The organism is Gordonia sp. UBA5067, assembly GCF_002414845.1.
In the GTDB taxonomy this organism is placed as follows: Bacteria; Actinomycetota; Actinomycetes; order Mycobacteriales; family Mycobacteriaceae; genus Gordonia; species Gordonia defluvii.
Genome location: NZ_DIAX01000021.1, coordinates 59,340 through 73,572, shown reverse-complemented (window position 1 = coordinate 73,572; position 14,233 = coordinate 59,340). Strand labels below are relative to the sequence as shown.

Here is a 14,233-nt window from a genome sequence, read left to right as displayed (position 1 = left end):
GCCCGGATCGGAGTCGAGCGCGTCGAGCGACTCGGGCTTCGGCGAGGTGAACGCATGGTGCACCGCCGTCCACGCACCCGAGCCCACCGCCACGTCACCGGCCGCGGCGGCATCGTCGACCGCCTCGAACAGTGGCGCGTCGACGACCCAGGTGAACGCCCAGTCGGCGGTCGACGGATCCACCGCGTCACCGGGAGCCGGAATGAGTCCCAGTCGGGTCGCGATCTCGACTCGGGCCGCACCCAGCAGCGCGCGCTGGGCCCGGGGCGGTCCGGCGGCGAAGAACACGCAGTCCCCGGGCACCGCCCCCACGTGGGCGGCAAGGCCGGCCCGCTCACGCTCGGAGAGGTTCTTGGCAACCGGGCCGCCGAGGCTGCCGTCCTCGGTAACCAGGACGTACGCCAACCCCCTGGCTCCGCGCTGTTTCGCCCACTCCTGCCATGCATCGAGGGTGCGGCGCGGCTGAGCGGCGCCACCGGGCATCACCACCGCACCGACGTAGGGCGCCTGGAAGACGCGGAACGGGGTATCGGCGAAGTAGTCGGTGCACTCGGCGAGTTCGAGTTCGAACCGCAGATCGGGCTTGTCGGTGCCGTAGCGCCGCATTGCCTCGGCATAGGTGATCCGCGGGATCGGTGTGCGCACGTCGACGCCGATCAGTTTCCACAGCGCGACGAGGACTTCCTCGGCCAGGGCGATGACGTCGTCCTCGTCGACGAAGCTCATCTCGATGTCGAGCTGGGTGAACTCGGGCTGTCGGTCGGCCCGGAAGTCCTCGTCGCGGTAGCACCGCGCGATCTGGTAGTACCGCTCCATCCCGGCGACCATCAGGAGTTGTTTGAACAACTGCGGGCTTTGCGGCAGCGCGTAGAAGCTGCCCGGCTGCAGTCGCGCCGGTACCAGGAAGTCGCGCGCACCTTCGGGAGTGGACCGGGTGAGCGTCGGCGTCTCGATCTCCACGAAGTCGTGACCGGCCAGCACCGCACGGGCCGCTGCGCTCGCGCGCGAGCGCAGCCGGATCGCTGCCGCCGGGTCATCGCGGCGCAAGTCGAGGTACCGGTAGCGCAACCGCACTTCTTCGCCGGGCTGTTCATCGAGCTGGAACGGCAGCGGTGCCGATTCGTTGAGTACTTCGAGTCCAGCCGCACTGATCTCCACCGCACCCGAGGCGAGGTTGGGGTTCTCCGAGCCATCGGGGCGGACCTCGACGACACCGGTGACCGCGACGCAGAACTCGGCGCGCAAGCGGTGGGCGGCGGCGGCGACGGATTCGTCGCGAAAGACGACCTGGACCAGGCCCGAGGCGTCGCGCAGGTCGATGAACACCACGCCGCCGTGGTCGCGGCGTCGCGCCACCCAGCCGGCAACGGTGACGGTCTGGCCGGCCGACTCCCGGCGCAGCGAACCTGCGAGATGCGTGCGCAGCACTGAATGTCCCTCCAACGGGTCAGTTGAGATCAAGGTCGCGGTGATCAACGTGGTGGTGGTCTACACCGATCAACGCCCGAGTCTACGGTCCCGGGCCGCGCCGCGGCCAAACCGGCCTCGCCGTCCCCGCCCGATCGCCCCGCCCGATCGCCCTGCACGATCGCCCTGCGCGATCACTGCGGAAAATGTCGGCTGTGCGCGGCCGACCCGAATATGCTGGAATTCACTGATTGCGATGACAGGAGCACAATGACTTTCCAAGGCAGCGGCCCGCTCGACACCACGACAGTCTCCAGCGGAGGCCGTGGCGGCGGCCTCGGGGGCGGCCTCGGGGGCGGAAACCTCGGGGGCGGCCGGATCGCCATGGGCGGCGGCCTGGGCCTCGTCGTCACCCTCATCGCACTGTTTCTCGGCGTGAATCCAGGAAACCTGCTGGGCGACATGAATGCGCCGGCACCCGACGCCAATAGCGCGAACGATGCGATTACCCAGCACATCCAGCAATGCACGATCGAGAAGGCCAACACCGATTCGATTTGCCGCATCGTCGGCACCGTCGACAGCCTGAACACGGTGTGGCCGCAGCTGCTGCCGGGGTACACGGCGCCGAAGACCAAGATTTTCTCCGGTGCGGTCAACACGGCGTGCGGGCCCGCCAGCTCGGCGATGGGCCCGTTTTACTGCCCGGCCGACCGGACCGCCTATTTCGACCCGTCGTTCTTCGACACCCTCAAGCGGATGGGCGGCAGCAACGGCCCGCTCGCGCAGATGTACGTCGTCGCCCACGAGTACGGACACCACGTGCAAAACCTGACCGGCGCACTGCAGAAGGGCAACCGGATGGGCAACAACGGCTCGGTGCGCGTCGAGTTGCAGGCGGACTGTTTGGCCGGCGTGTGGGCGGCCCACGCCGACAAGGGCCCCGACGCGATGCTCGCGCCGCTCTCCAAGGAGCAAATCGCCTCGGTCATCCAGACGGCGAAGGCGATTGGCGACGACACCATCCAGGGCTCGAACTCCAACCCGGAAGGGTGGACCCACGGCTCGGCGGAGCAACGGTCGCGCTGGTTCTCGATCGGTTACCAGTCCGGCGATATGCGCCGGTGTGACACCTTCGCGACCAACGACCTGTAGTCCGGGTCAGGCCTGCTGGCCGGCCTCGCCGACCAGCAGGCGAATCTCCTCGACAACGCTGGGCAGCGGCACCTGTTCCTGATTGCCGGTCCGCAGATTCTTGAGTTCGGCGCAGCGTTGCTCCAGTTCCCGCTCGCCCACGACGAGGGCGAAGTCCGCGCCGGACCGATCGGCGGCCTTCATGGCACCCTTGATCCCCCGGTCGCCGTAAGCGAGATCCACGGCGATCCCGTGCGCGCGCAGCTGCGCGGCGAGGACGACTAACTCCGCCTTCGCCGCGGCGCCCATCGGCACACCGAATACGCGGCAGCGCGGCGGCTCGTCCTGCGCCACCCCCTCGGCGCGCAAGGCGAGGACGGTGCGGTCGACGCCGATGCCGAACCCGATGCCCGACAGGTCCTGTTTGCCACCGAGTTGACGCATCAACCCGTCGTAGCGTCCGCCGCCGCCGATACCCGACTGGGCGCCGAGACCGTCGTGGACGAACTCGAAGGTGGTCTTGGTGTAGTAGTCCAACCCCCGCACCAGGCGCGGATTGAGCTCATACCCGACGCCGAGGCGATCGAGGTGACCGCGGACGGCCGCGAAGTGCTCGGCCGACGCCGCGGAGAGATGGTCGACGAGCAGCGGCGCATCGGCGGTCAGCTCCCGGATCTCCGGGCGCTTGTCGTCGAGGATCCGCAGTGGATTGACTTCGGCGCGCGTCCGCGTGGCCTCATCGAGGGCGAGGCCGGACAGGTACTCGGTCAGCAGGGCCCGGTATGCGGGCCGGTCGGCCGCAGTCCCCAGGGACGACAGCTCCAGCCGGTACCCGGTCAGTCCCAGCCGGCGGTAGCCCTCGTCGGCAATCGCGATCACCTCGGCGTCGAGTGCCGGATCATCGACGCCGATGGCCTCGACGCCGACTTGTTGAAGCTGCCGATAACGCCCCTCCTGCGGCTTCTCGTACCGGAAGAAGGGGCCGGAATAGCACAGCTTCACCGGCAGCTGGCCGCGATCCAGCCCATGCTGGAGCACGGCGCGCATGACCCCGGCGGTCCCCTCCGGGCGCAGCGTCACACTCCGCTCCCCCCGGTCGGCGAAGGTGTACATCTCCTTGGACACGACATCGGTGGACTCGCCCACTCCCCGGGCGAACAATGCCGTGTCCTCGAACACGGGCAGCTCGATGTGTCCATAGCCCGCCAGCGACGCCGCGTCGGCAAGAGTGTCCCGGACCCGGGTGAAGTCAGCCGATCGAGGCGGGTAGTAATCCGGAATGCCCCGCGGCGCCTGAAATTCGCTCACAGTCCGAAACGTCCTTTCGAGGTGTTCGTCGGCTCGCCCGAACCGCCGATATCGACGAGGAACGGATTGGTCGCCCGCTCGGTGCCGATCGTCGTCTGGGGGCCGTGACCCGGCAGCACGACCGTGTCGTCCCGCAACGGCAGCAGCCGGGCCGCGATGGAATCGAGTAACTGCTGGTGATTGCCACCGGGAAGGTCGGTCCGCCCGATCGACCCCTGAAACAGGACGTCGCCCGAGAAGCAGGCGCGCGCCGGTGGGGCGCCCGGATCGGGGGCCCCATCCGCGTCGGGCAGGTCGACACCGAGCAGCACCGAGCCCTGGGTGTGCCCGGGGGCCAGGTCCACCGTGAAGCGCAGCCCGGCCAAGACCACGTCCTCACCATCGGTGAACTCGATGACCTTGTCCGGTTCATGAAACTTCAAGGCGCCGATCACCGCGCCCAACGTCCGGCCCATCCCCTTACCCGGGTCGGTCAGCATGGACCGGTCCGCCGGGTGGATGTAGCAGGGAATGCCGTAGCGCTCGCACACTGCGGCCGCATTCCAGGTGTGGTCGAGGTGCCCGTGGGTCAGCAGGACGGCCACCGGGGTGAGTTGGTACTCGGCGCACAGCTTGTCGACCTGATCCGCCGAGTCCTGCCCCGGATCGATGATGACCGCATCGCCACCCGGTCCGCCCGGCACAGCGTCAGCGGAGACGAGGTAGCAATTCGTCTGAAACATGCCCGCGGGAAATCCGGTGGTCAGCATGGCGCCATTCTCGCAGAACCGCACCGCGCAGGCCGACGCGGCCGACACCCGGTGTCAGCGCAACCCGCGCAGGACTGGCAGTATGGCACGAGACCTACGACCCCCTTGAGGAGAGTTGCCGCACGTGACCAGCAACGACGACCAAGTGACCAGCAACGAAGATCGCCGTCTGGCCGCCAAGCGCAAGCTCGAAGCCCGACTGGAGGCCGAGCGGGCCCGCCAGCGCCGTAGTCGCAACATCGTCATTTCCATCATGACCGTCATCACCCTCGTCGTCGCCGCGACGGCGGTCTGGCTCGCACAAACCTTCATCGGCACGGTGACCTGCGACTGGGGCAAGCCGCAGAACACACTGGCCGACACCGTCAAGGATCGCGCCAAGATCATCGGACAGCAGCCGGCCGAGCGCCGAGCCGAGGCGGAGAAGTACATGGACACGCTGGCGGCCGGCGTGTCCAAGGACCGCACCGTGGCGCAGCCTGCATCCAACGTTCCCCTACCGTTCCCCGGCACCCACCGATACATCAAGACCGGGTCCTGGTTTGCCAGTGCCACCACCCCGATGAACCTGGCGACCAACCACGGCGACCTGCCGATCACGCTCGACCACGAGTCCGCGCCGTGCAACTCCGCCGCCATCGAATCGCTGGCCAGAACCGGTTACTACGACGGCACCGACTGCCACCGGCTGACGCGCAGCGCAAGCCTCAAGGTCCTCCAGTGCGGTGATCCGACCGGCACGGGCATGGGCAACCCCGGCTGGACGAGTCCCGACGAGGCGCCGACCGGTCTGAAGAAGCTGCCCGGCACGCAGGACCCGATGATGGGTGCCGGCCCGGTTGTCTACCCACGGGGAACAGTCGCCATCGCCAACTCGAACAATGCGATGATGGGACGCTCCAACACCGGCGCGGCCCAGTTCTTCATCGTGTGGGCCGATTCACAGTTGACCCCGGACTTCGCGGTCGTCGGACATCTCGACGAAAGCGGGATGAAGACACTGGACGCGATCTCCCAGATCCCGACCACCCCGGGACCCGACGGAAACAAGGACAACGGCAAGCCGAACGATCCGGTCACCATCAAAAGCGCCACCATCGACTGAGAGACGGCGCGTAGGCCCACACAACGTGGGCCTACGCGGCTGACGTCACCCGGTAGACGTCATACACGCCCTCGATATTGCGCACCACGTTGAGGACGTGTCCCAGATGCGTCGGATCACCCATCTCAAAGGTGAACCGGCTGACGGCCACGCGGTCGTTGTTCGTCGTCACCGATGCCGACAAGATGTTGAGCCGCTCGTCGGCCAGCGCCTTGGTCACATCTGACAGCAACCTGTGCCGATCGAGTGCCTCGACTTGGATGGCGACCAGGAACACCGACGAATCCGACGGCGCCCACACCACCGGGATGAGCCGCTCGTCCTGCTGTCGCAACGACTCGGCGTTCGAGCAATCGGAACGGTGCACACTCACGCCGCCACCCCTGGTGACAAAGCCCAAGATCTCGTCGCCGGGGACCGGCGTGCAGCATTTGGCCAACTTGATCAGCACGTTGTCGACACCCTCGACGACCACACCGGGATCGCCGCCGGACCGGCGGCGCGGCGGGATCGTCGACGGTGTGGTGATCTCGGCAAGTTCCTCCTCGGCACTGTCGAGCCCACCGAGCTGGGCGACCAGACGGCTCACGACGCGGTGGGCCGACACCTGATTCTCCCCGACCGCCGTGTAGAGCGCCGTCACGTCCGGATAGCGCAGCTCGGCAGCCACTGCCGCCATGTTCTCGCCGGTCAGCAGGCGCTGCAAGGGCAGCCCACCGCGCCGAACCTCCTTGGCGATCGCATCTTTACCGGTGTCGAGAGCCTCCTCCCGCCGCTCTTTGGCGAACCACTGCCGGATCTTGCTCTTCGCCCGCGGGGAGACGGCGAAGTTCTGCCAGTCTTTGGACGGCCCGGCGTTGGGGGCCTTCGAGGTGAACACCTCGACGACCTCGCCATTGTCCAGCTTGCGCTCGAGCGCCACCAGTCGGCCGTTGACCCGGGCGCCGATGCAGCGATGACCAACCTCAGTATGGACGGCATAGGCGAAATCGACCGGCGTCGAGCCCGCCGGCAGCGTGAACACGTCGCCCTTTGGACTGAAGACGAAGATCTCCTTGACGGCTAGGTCGTATCGAAGCGACTCGAGGAACTCACCCGGGTCGGCGGCCTCGCGCTGCCAATCGAGCAGCTGGCGCATCCAGGCCATATCGTCGATTTCGGCGAGCTCGGTCCGCTTGTGCCCTTTGCGGTCGCCCCGGTAGCCGGTCTCCTTGTATCGCCAATGCGCCGCGATGCCGAACTCGGCCGTCCGGTGCATATCCGTGGTGCGAATCTGCACCTCCAGAGGTTTGCCTTCCGGGCCGATGACTGTGGTGTGCAACGACTGGTACACGCCGTATCGCGGCTGGGCGATATAGTCCTTGAAGCGCCCGGCCATCGGTTGCCATAGCGAATGGACGACTCCCACCGCCGCGTAGCAGTCGCGCACGTCGTCGCACAGGATCCGGATGCCGACAAGATCGTGGATGTCATCGAAGTCTCGGCCCTTCACGATCATCTTCTGATAGATCGACCAGTAGTGCTTGGGCCGCCCCTCGACGAGCGCCGACAGTCGCGCACCCGCCAGCGCCTCGTTGACCTCGTCCCGCACCTTGGCCAGGTAGGTGTCGCGGGATGGCGCCCGATCGGCTACCAGGCGCACGATCTCCTCGTAACGCTTGGGGTGCAGAATCGCGAACGAGAGGTCCTCGAGCTCCCACTTGACCGTCGCCATGCCCAGGCGATGGGCCAACGGTGCGATGACCTCAAGTGTCTCGCGTGCCTTGCGCGCCTGCTTCTCCGGCGGGAGAAATCGCATCGTGCGCATGTTGTGCAGCCGGTCGGCCACCTTGATCACCAATACGCGGGGATCACGCGCCATCGCGATGATCATCTTGCGAATGGTCTCGGCCTCCGCCGCGTTGCCTAGCGACACCTTGTCCAGCTTGGTGACGCCGTCGACGAGGTGGGCCACATCCGGACCGAAGTCGTCGGTGATCTGTTGCAACGAGTAACCGGTGTCCTCGACGGTGTCATGGAGTAGAGCGGCGACCAGGGTCGTCGTATCCATCCCCAGATCGGCCAGGATCGTCGCCACGGCCAGCGGATGGGTGATGTAGGAATCCCCGGACTTGCGGTACTGGCCTTCGTGTTGCGCCTCAGCGACGTCGTAGGCCCGCTGCAGCAGCGTGACATCGGCCTTGGGATACACCTCTCGGTGCAGCGTGGCCAACGGCTCGAGCACCGGCCGCACAGAGGAGCGCGTCGCCGTCATCCGCCGAGCCAGCCGAGCGCGGACCCGCCGTGACGCCGATGCCTGAGGCGTAGCCGGGTCCGGCGATGAGGCGATGGTGGGACCGGAGTCCGGCGACGTCACCGGCTGTGGCGGTGCACCGTCCACGGTACGAGCGGGTCCGGTCGTCGACGACTCGTCCATGCGCACTCCTCTCCGCAGCTGCCGGGTTGTTCAAGTCTAGTCACGCATCGATCGCCTCACCCGGTGACGAGCACGCGAATCGGAACCGGCGTCGCCAGCGCCCGTTCCACCTCGCCGCGGCCGTCGAGCCCGTCGAGCTCCATCACCGCCGCCACCGCCACGACCTCGGCTCCCGCCCGGGCGAGCAGGCGCGCGGCGGCCGCCATCGTGCCACCCGTCGCGAGTACATCGTCGACGATCAGAATCCGGCGTCCCCGCAAATCGAGGGCATCGGCAGGGATCTCCAGCGTCGCCGTCCCATATTCCATGTCATAGGTGCACGACCACACCGGCGGCGGCAGCTTTCCAGTCTTGCGCACCGCAATCACGCCGACGCCGAGCCGGTGGGCTATCGCACCGCCGAGTAGGAAGCCGCGGGCGTCGATACCGGCCACGGCGTCGACATCAAAGCCCTCGCTCAGCGCTTCGACCACAGCGGCGAACCCGGCAGCGTCGGCTAGGACCGGACTCAAATCCTTGAACACCACACCGGGGGCCGGAAAGCCGGCCACCGAACGCGTCAGGTCGGCGATGGCGGCCCGCGCACGCTGAACCGTCACGAGCGCGTCCAGCGATCCATGTTCCAGCCAGTACCGGTGCGGGCCCTACCGGCGATCAGCCCGGTGAGATCGTCAGACCACACCTGCTCGCGCGGAGTCGCGAAGAGCGGGATCGCGGCGAGATCGCGCCAAGCCGCGGCCTCCATGGCCCGCGACTGCGCAAGCTGGTCGCCGGCCACGATGGTCACCGAGAATCGGCTGACGCTGTCGGTGGCCTGCGGGTCGCGGAAGTCCCCGATGTTGAGTGGGTCGCCGGCAAACAACGTGTACGAGTCGCGGACCACATCGGCGGCGCCGGCGGCCGCGAAACTCGCACCCGAGTTCAGCAGCAGCACATCGGCGGTTGTGCCCAACGCGCGCACGGTGAGGTCGGGACTGTTGACGTCCACAACGTCGATCCCGGCCTGGCGGCACGACGCCGCGATAGCGGCCACCATCGCCTGGTGACGGGCGTCCGGTCCGAGGTAGCCGACGCGGACCTTCAACGGTGGTGCCGGCGCCCCATCCGGGCCTGCCGGGCGCTGCGCGGCCAACTCTCGCGCCCACGCGATATCGGGCCGGGCGAACCGCTGGCCGAACTGGGGGTTGATCGTGTCGGCCAGATCGCTCGCCGGTGTCAGGACGTGCAGGTTCCACGGCTGCGAACCATATCCGCTGCTCCGGGCCAACTCGTCCCGCGGCACGCAGGCCCCGAAAGCCTGGCGGGCCGACGCCGGGCCGAGGGCGCCGCGATGGGCCAGCACCAGCTGCTCGACCGACAGCGAGCGGGCGGCCGGCGAGACCCGCGGCCGCGGTGGCTCACTCCCCGCGGGCGCGGCCACGATCCCCACGGCTGAATCGGTCACGTCGAACCCGCCGTGCGCCACGCGCGCCGCGGTATCGGTGTTGCGGCCGTACACCACGATCGTCGGCAACGCGGCCGGCTCACCCCACCACTTCTCGTTGCGAACCAGGCGCAATCCGCCCGCCGGGTCGAAGGAATCGGCCCGGTAGGGCCCCGACGACACGAACCGGGCGGGGTCGAGGCGCCCGGTGGGCAGGGCAAACCCGGTGTTCCACGACTTCGCGACCGCGCCAATCGGCGCTGGTTTGCGTGCCCGGACCGCCTCGACGACCGAACCGATGCCCGCATCGCGGGCGACGATGTGGGCGGGCACCATCGATCCCGCACCGAACAGGGCGCGCCAGTCCCGGTAGGCGCGACCCCGGTAGAACCGGACGGTGGCGGTTGCCGACCCCGGTTCACAGTCGACGGCCTCGATATCCCGGTAGCCCGCAGTCGTCGCCGGCGTGAAACCGCGGAACCTCCCACTCTGGGCGGCCCACGCGAGGACCAGGTCATCGCACGTCCGCTTCACCCCGTCGGAGTAGACGGCCCGGGGTGAGAACGCGTACTTCACCGTCAGCACCGGTCCGGGAACCAGCTCGACCGTTCCGGTGTCTCGGTCGGAGATCACCTGCCCCTGGGGCCCCAGCAAGCTGAACCCGGCCAATACGCGCGAAAACGCCATGGCCACGCCGTCGGCGTTGCCCGCTTCGCCCGCCGGGTTGTAGGTGGTCAGCCGCGCGTCGGTCCGGAAATAGACTGGCGCATTCTTGTCGGTCCCGCAGCCCGCGACAAGTGGCAGCACCAGGACCGCCGAGCCGACAAGGAGGCCGACGGTCCGCAGACCGCGCTTTCTGTTTCGCACGCTGAGAGACTAGCGCGAACGCCGACGCTTCCCGGTGGGACGCGCGGCGCCCGTCTCCACTCCGGCGCCGGAGCCGACGCCGGCCGCCGCGTGCCGCCCGCCGGTGCGATCGGCCGGCACCGGTTCGCCGGCGCCCGGTCGGGTACGCCGGGTCAGGACCTTCTTGGTGTGCGCCGCGATCTCGGTGTTGCGTTCTTTGAGGCTCACCAGCATCGGCGTGGCGAGGAAGACCGAGGAGAACGTACCGACGACGACTCCGACGAGCTGGATGAGAGCCAGGTCTTGCAACGTGCCGACACCGAGCATCCACACGGCCACCACCATCAGCGCGATGATCGGCAGCACGGAGATCACCGTGGTGTTGATCGACCGCATCAGCGTCTGGTTCACCGCAAGATTCGCCTGCTCGGCATAGGTGCGCCGGTAGGTCTTCATGAACGACCTGGTGTTCTCCTCGACCTTGTCGAAAACCACGACGGTGTCGTAGATGGAGAACCCGAGGATCGTCAGCAACCCGATGACCGTCGCCGGACTCACCTCGAATCCGACCAGCGAGTACACGCCGGCCGTCACGATGACGTCGAAGAACAGCGAGGCCAACGACGCCGTCGCCATCTCCTTGTCGAACCGGATCGCGATGTAGATCGTCACGATCACCAAGAAGACGATGAGTGCGATCACCATCTTGCGTGTGATTTCCGCACCCCAGGTCGAACTGACGTCCGACGACGACACGTCCGCGCGCGTCAACTCCGGTGCAAATTCCGCCGCAAGAGCATCCATCACGCGGCTGGCCTGCGCTTCGTTCAAATGCTCGGTGCGCACCTGAATGGTCTTCGCCGCGCCGGAGCCGGCGGACTGCACCGTCTCCGGTCCGCCGCCGAGGGTTTGCGCGAAGACCTTTTCGACGCGGTCCACCGACACCGAGGCGCTCGTCGCCGGAATGGAAACCTGCGTGCCTCCTTCGAAGTCGATTCCGAAGGTGAAACCGCGCACCACCATCGACAGCAGGCAGATCCCCAGGATCACGCCGGTGACGAGGTACCACCGCTTGCGGTGGCCCACGATCTCGAAAGCGCCGGTACCGGTGTAGAGCCGGGACAGGAAGGAGCGATTGGCGTCGGCCTGGTAGTCCGCCTCGGCCACCAGCGTGTCCACCTCGTCGGACCTCGCCGACCGCGAACTGTCGAGCCGGAATCCGGCGGGCAGCGGATCGCCGCCGTCACCGACCGCCCGCTTGGACAAACCGTCGACGCTGTCGCTGCCGGGACCGCCTCTGCTGAAACTCATCGCTGACCTCCTCGTGCCGTGGCGGCGGGTTCGCCACCGGCGGCCTCATCGGCGCCGGCCGGGAGTCCGACGACTGCGCGGGCCGCTTCGCGCCGCTCGCGCGCGACATCGCTGACCGCACCGAGACCGTTGACCGACGGCTTGGACAGGAACCTCGATCGCGTCGCCAGGACCACGAGCGGATGGGTGACCATGAACACGACCATGACATCGAGAATCGTGGTGAGACCCAGCGTGAACGCAAAACCGCGCACGGACCCGACCGCCAAAACATAGATGACGATGGCGGCGATCAGGCTGACGGCGTTGCCCGTCCACACGGTGCGCCGAGCACTGGCCCAGCCGCGCGGGACTGCCGATCGGAACGATCTGCCCTCACGCATCTCGTCCTTGATGCGCTCGAAGTAGACGACGAAGGAGTCCGCGGTCATGCCGATGCCGATGATGAAACCGGCGACGCCGGCCAGGTCCAGGGTGAACCCGATCCACCGGCCGAGCAGCACGATCAATCCGTAGGACATCGCACCGGCGAGCAGCAGCGAGGCAAAGGTGAGAACCCCGAGCATCCGGTAGTAGGCCAGTGCGTAGAGCAGCACGGCGATCAGGCCGACCAGTCCGGCGAGCAGCCCCGCGTGCAGCGCCGACAGGCCGAGCGTCGACGAGACGGTCTCGGCATCGGACGCCTCGAACGAGAGCGGCAGCGAACCGTACTTGAGCACGTTCGCCAGGTCGCGGGCCTCAGTCTCGGTGAATCCGTTCTGACCGCCGGAGATCTCGGTGGAACCGGTGATCGTCGACTGGATCGCGGGCGCCGAGACGACACGCGAATCCAGCGTCATCGCCGTTTGGGTGCCGCGGTTCTCAGCGGTGTAGGTCGGCCACAGCTTCTGGGCGGCGCCCTTGAAGTCCAGCGAGACCGTCCACTGGTTCGTCTGCGGTGACAGGCTCGCCGCGGCCTGGCCGATGTCGCGACCGTCGATGATCATCGGCTCGAGGAGATAGACCTCTTTGCCGTCGGTGCTGCACGCCAGCAGGTACGCGTTCGGGTCGTCGTTGCCCAGCAGTGGGTCGTTGGCCTTCGGGTCGCAGTTCATCTTCGGCATGTATGCCTGCAGCGTGGCGATCTGCTGCGGCGTCGCCCCCTTCGGCGCCTGCCGCAACTTGCGCTGCTCCTCGATCGCGTCGCGCTGCTCTTGCGGAGTCGGCGCCGGTGCCGCATCGCCGTTCGGCTTCTCCTGGCCACCGGTGGACGGCTTGGCCGCCATCACCATCGCCTGGCCGTTGGGCGCCTTGGCGACCGGCCGGATGTAGAGACGCGCGGTCTGACCCAGGTTTCGCGCCTGACGGCCATCGTCGCCCGGCACGGTGATGACCAGGGTGTCACCGCTGACCACGACTTCCGAGCCCGCGACGCCGAGCCCGTCCACGCGCTGCTGGATAATCTGCTTGGCCTTGTCGAGCTGGTCGCGCTCAGGCCGCTTTCCGTCGGGCGTGCGAGCGGTCAGCGTTACTCGGGTGCCACCCTTGAGGTCGATGCCAAGCTTGGGCTCAGCCTGCCGGTCGCCGGCGAAGAACACCAACCCGAAGACGATGGCGAGTAGGGCGGAAAAGGCGAGCAGCGGCTGCCACGGCGGGGTCTCCCGCGCCGAACTGGAACGCTTCGCCGCTGGACGACGCGGTGTGGTCACGGTGGTTTGATCTCCTGCGGTGCTATTTATCGCTATTTATCGTCGGCCGAGTCGTCGGACTGCGCCGAGTCTGCCACGGCATCCGCGTCATCGTCGTCGACGGCGATCTCCAAACCGGCGCCCACATAGGTGTCGGCAGCCTCGTCCGAGGGCACCACACCGCGGACGGCCAACTTGTTCCACCGGCCCACCACGCCCGGAGCGATCTCCAGGTCGAGGAAGTCGTCGTTGGCGTCGAGCACGGTGCCGAACAGCCCGGACATCAGCTGGACGCGGGTGCCGGTGGTGATCGAGGCCTGCATCTGCTGCATCTCGGCCATCTGCTTCTTCTGCTTGCGCGTGCCCATGAAGAGCATCACGCCCATCAACACCAGCATCGCCGGGATCAAGAATTCCATGTCCACCAGTCTGCCAGACGCGCTAGTCGACCTCGTCGAACAGGTTGGGTTCGTCGCCGAGGCCACGCACGCCCCAGGTCGCACTTAGTGCATCGGCCGGCGGGACCAGGCCGAGATGATGCCAGGCCGCGGCCGTCGCGACGCGCCCGCGCGGGGTTCGCGCAATGAGCCCGGCACGCACCAGGAAGGGCTCGCACACCTCCTCCACGGTGGCCGGTTCCTCGCCGACCGCGACGGCCAGCGTTGACACCCCGACCGGCCCCCCACCGAAACCCTGGACCAGTGCGGACAGCACCGCCCGGTCAAGCCGGTCGAGGCCCCGGCCGTCGACGTCATAGACGGTGAGCGCGGCCCGCGCGATGGGCAGCGTGACCTCCCCGGTGCCGCGGACCTCGGCATAGTCGCGGACGCGGCGCAGGAGGCGATTGGCGATGCGCGGCGTGCCGCG

Annotated in this window: 12 protein-coding genes; 2 read left to right on the top strand and 10 right to left on the bottom strand. The window is 67.8% G+C overall.

The annotated features are described in order from the left end of the window. Positions 1–1,428: aspartate--tRNA ligase (gene aspS / locus B4M62_RS03160; RefSeq protein ID WP_290705026.1), on the bottom strand; the 1,428-nt coding region annotated here is incomplete at its 3' end. Positions 1,429–1,677: 249 nt separating this feature from the next. On the opposite strand from aspS, the gene ypfJ reads away from it, so the two are divergent. Next, positions 1,678–2,562, top strand: a complete 885-nt coding sequence (gene ypfJ / locus B4M62_RS03155) for a KPN_02809 family neutral zinc metallopeptidase (protein WP_290705023.1) — start codon at positions 1,678–1,680, stop codon at positions 2,560–2,562. 6 nt (positions 2,563–2,568) lie between these two features. Here ypfJ and hisS read toward each other — a convergent pair whose 3' ends face one another. Then, the gene (hisS, locus tag B4M62_RS03150) at positions 2,569–3,849 is read right to left on the bottom strand and encodes a histidine--tRNA ligase (RefSeq protein ID WP_290705020.1); all 1,281 of its coding nucleotides are present in this window, start codon (positions 3,847–3,849) and stop codon (positions 2,569–2,571) included. Beyond that, on the bottom strand, positions 3,846–4,598 hold the full coding sequence (locus B4M62_RS03145; protein WP_290705017.1) for an MBL fold metallo-hydrolase: 753 nt from the start codon (positions 4,596–4,598) through the stop codon (positions 3,846–3,848). The genes hisS and B4M62_RS03145 overlap by 4 nt, the downstream gene beginning before the upstream one ends. Positions 4,599–4,722: 124 nt before the next feature. Here B4M62_RS03145 and B4M62_RS03140 point away from each other — a divergent pair, with 124 nt between their 5' ends. Continuing rightward, complete coding sequence (locus B4M62_RS03140; protein ID WP_290705014.1) at positions 4,723–5,703, top strand: peptidylprolyl isomerase; 981 nt, start codon at positions 4,723–4,725, stop codon at positions 5,701–5,703. A 31-nt stretch (positions 5,704–5,734) separates the two neighbouring features. Here the strand turns inward: B4M62_RS03140 and B4M62_RS03135 are convergent, their stop codons facing one another. The 7 genes from B4M62_RS03135 to B4M62_RS03105 all read right to left on the bottom strand — a co-directional run. Then, positions 5,735–7,957, bottom strand: coding sequence for a RelA/SpoT family protein (locus B4M62_RS03135; protein ID WP_290705011.1), 2,223 nt, complete (start codon positions 7,955–7,957; stop codon positions 5,735–5,737). A gap of 218 nt (positions 7,958–8,175) precedes the next feature. Then, complete coding sequence (locus B4M62_RS03130; protein WP_344716940.1) at positions 8,176–8,718, bottom strand: adenine phosphoribosyltransferase; 543 nt, start codon at positions 8,716–8,718, stop codon at positions 8,176–8,178. After that, positions 8,715–10,409, bottom strand: coding sequence for an ABC transporter substrate-binding protein (locus B4M62_RS03125; RefSeq protein ID WP_290705009.1), 1,695 nt, complete (start codon positions 10,407–10,409; stop codon positions 8,715–8,717). Before B4M62_RS03125 ends, B4M62_RS03130 begins: the two co-directional genes overlap by 4 nt. A gap of 9 nt (positions 10,410–10,418) precedes the next feature. Beyond that, positions 10,419–11,699: a protein translocase subunit SecF gene (gene secF / locus B4M62_RS03120; RefSeq protein ID WP_290705006.1), complete on the bottom strand. Its 1,281-nt coding sequence runs from the start codon at positions 11,697–11,699 to the stop codon at positions 10,419–10,421. After that, positions 11,696–13,387: a protein translocase subunit SecD gene (gene secD / locus B4M62_RS03115; protein ID WP_290705003.1), complete on the bottom strand. Its 1,692-nt coding sequence runs from the start codon at positions 13,385–13,387 to the stop codon at positions 11,696–11,698. The genes secF and secD overlap by 4 nt, the downstream gene beginning before the upstream one ends. A gap of 32 nt (positions 13,388–13,419) precedes the next feature. Beyond that, on the bottom strand, positions 13,420–13,785 hold the full coding sequence (gene yajC / locus B4M62_RS03110) for a preprotein translocase subunit YajC (protein ID WP_290705000.1): 366 nt from the start codon (positions 13,783–13,785) through the stop codon (positions 13,420–13,422). Between the two features lie 22 nt (positions 13,786–13,807). Next, positions 13,808–14,233 (bottom strand): Holliday junction DNA helicase RuvB C-terminal domain-containing protein (locus tag B4M62_RS03105; RefSeq protein WP_290704997.1); only part of this gene is annotated, 426 nt, incomplete at its 5' end.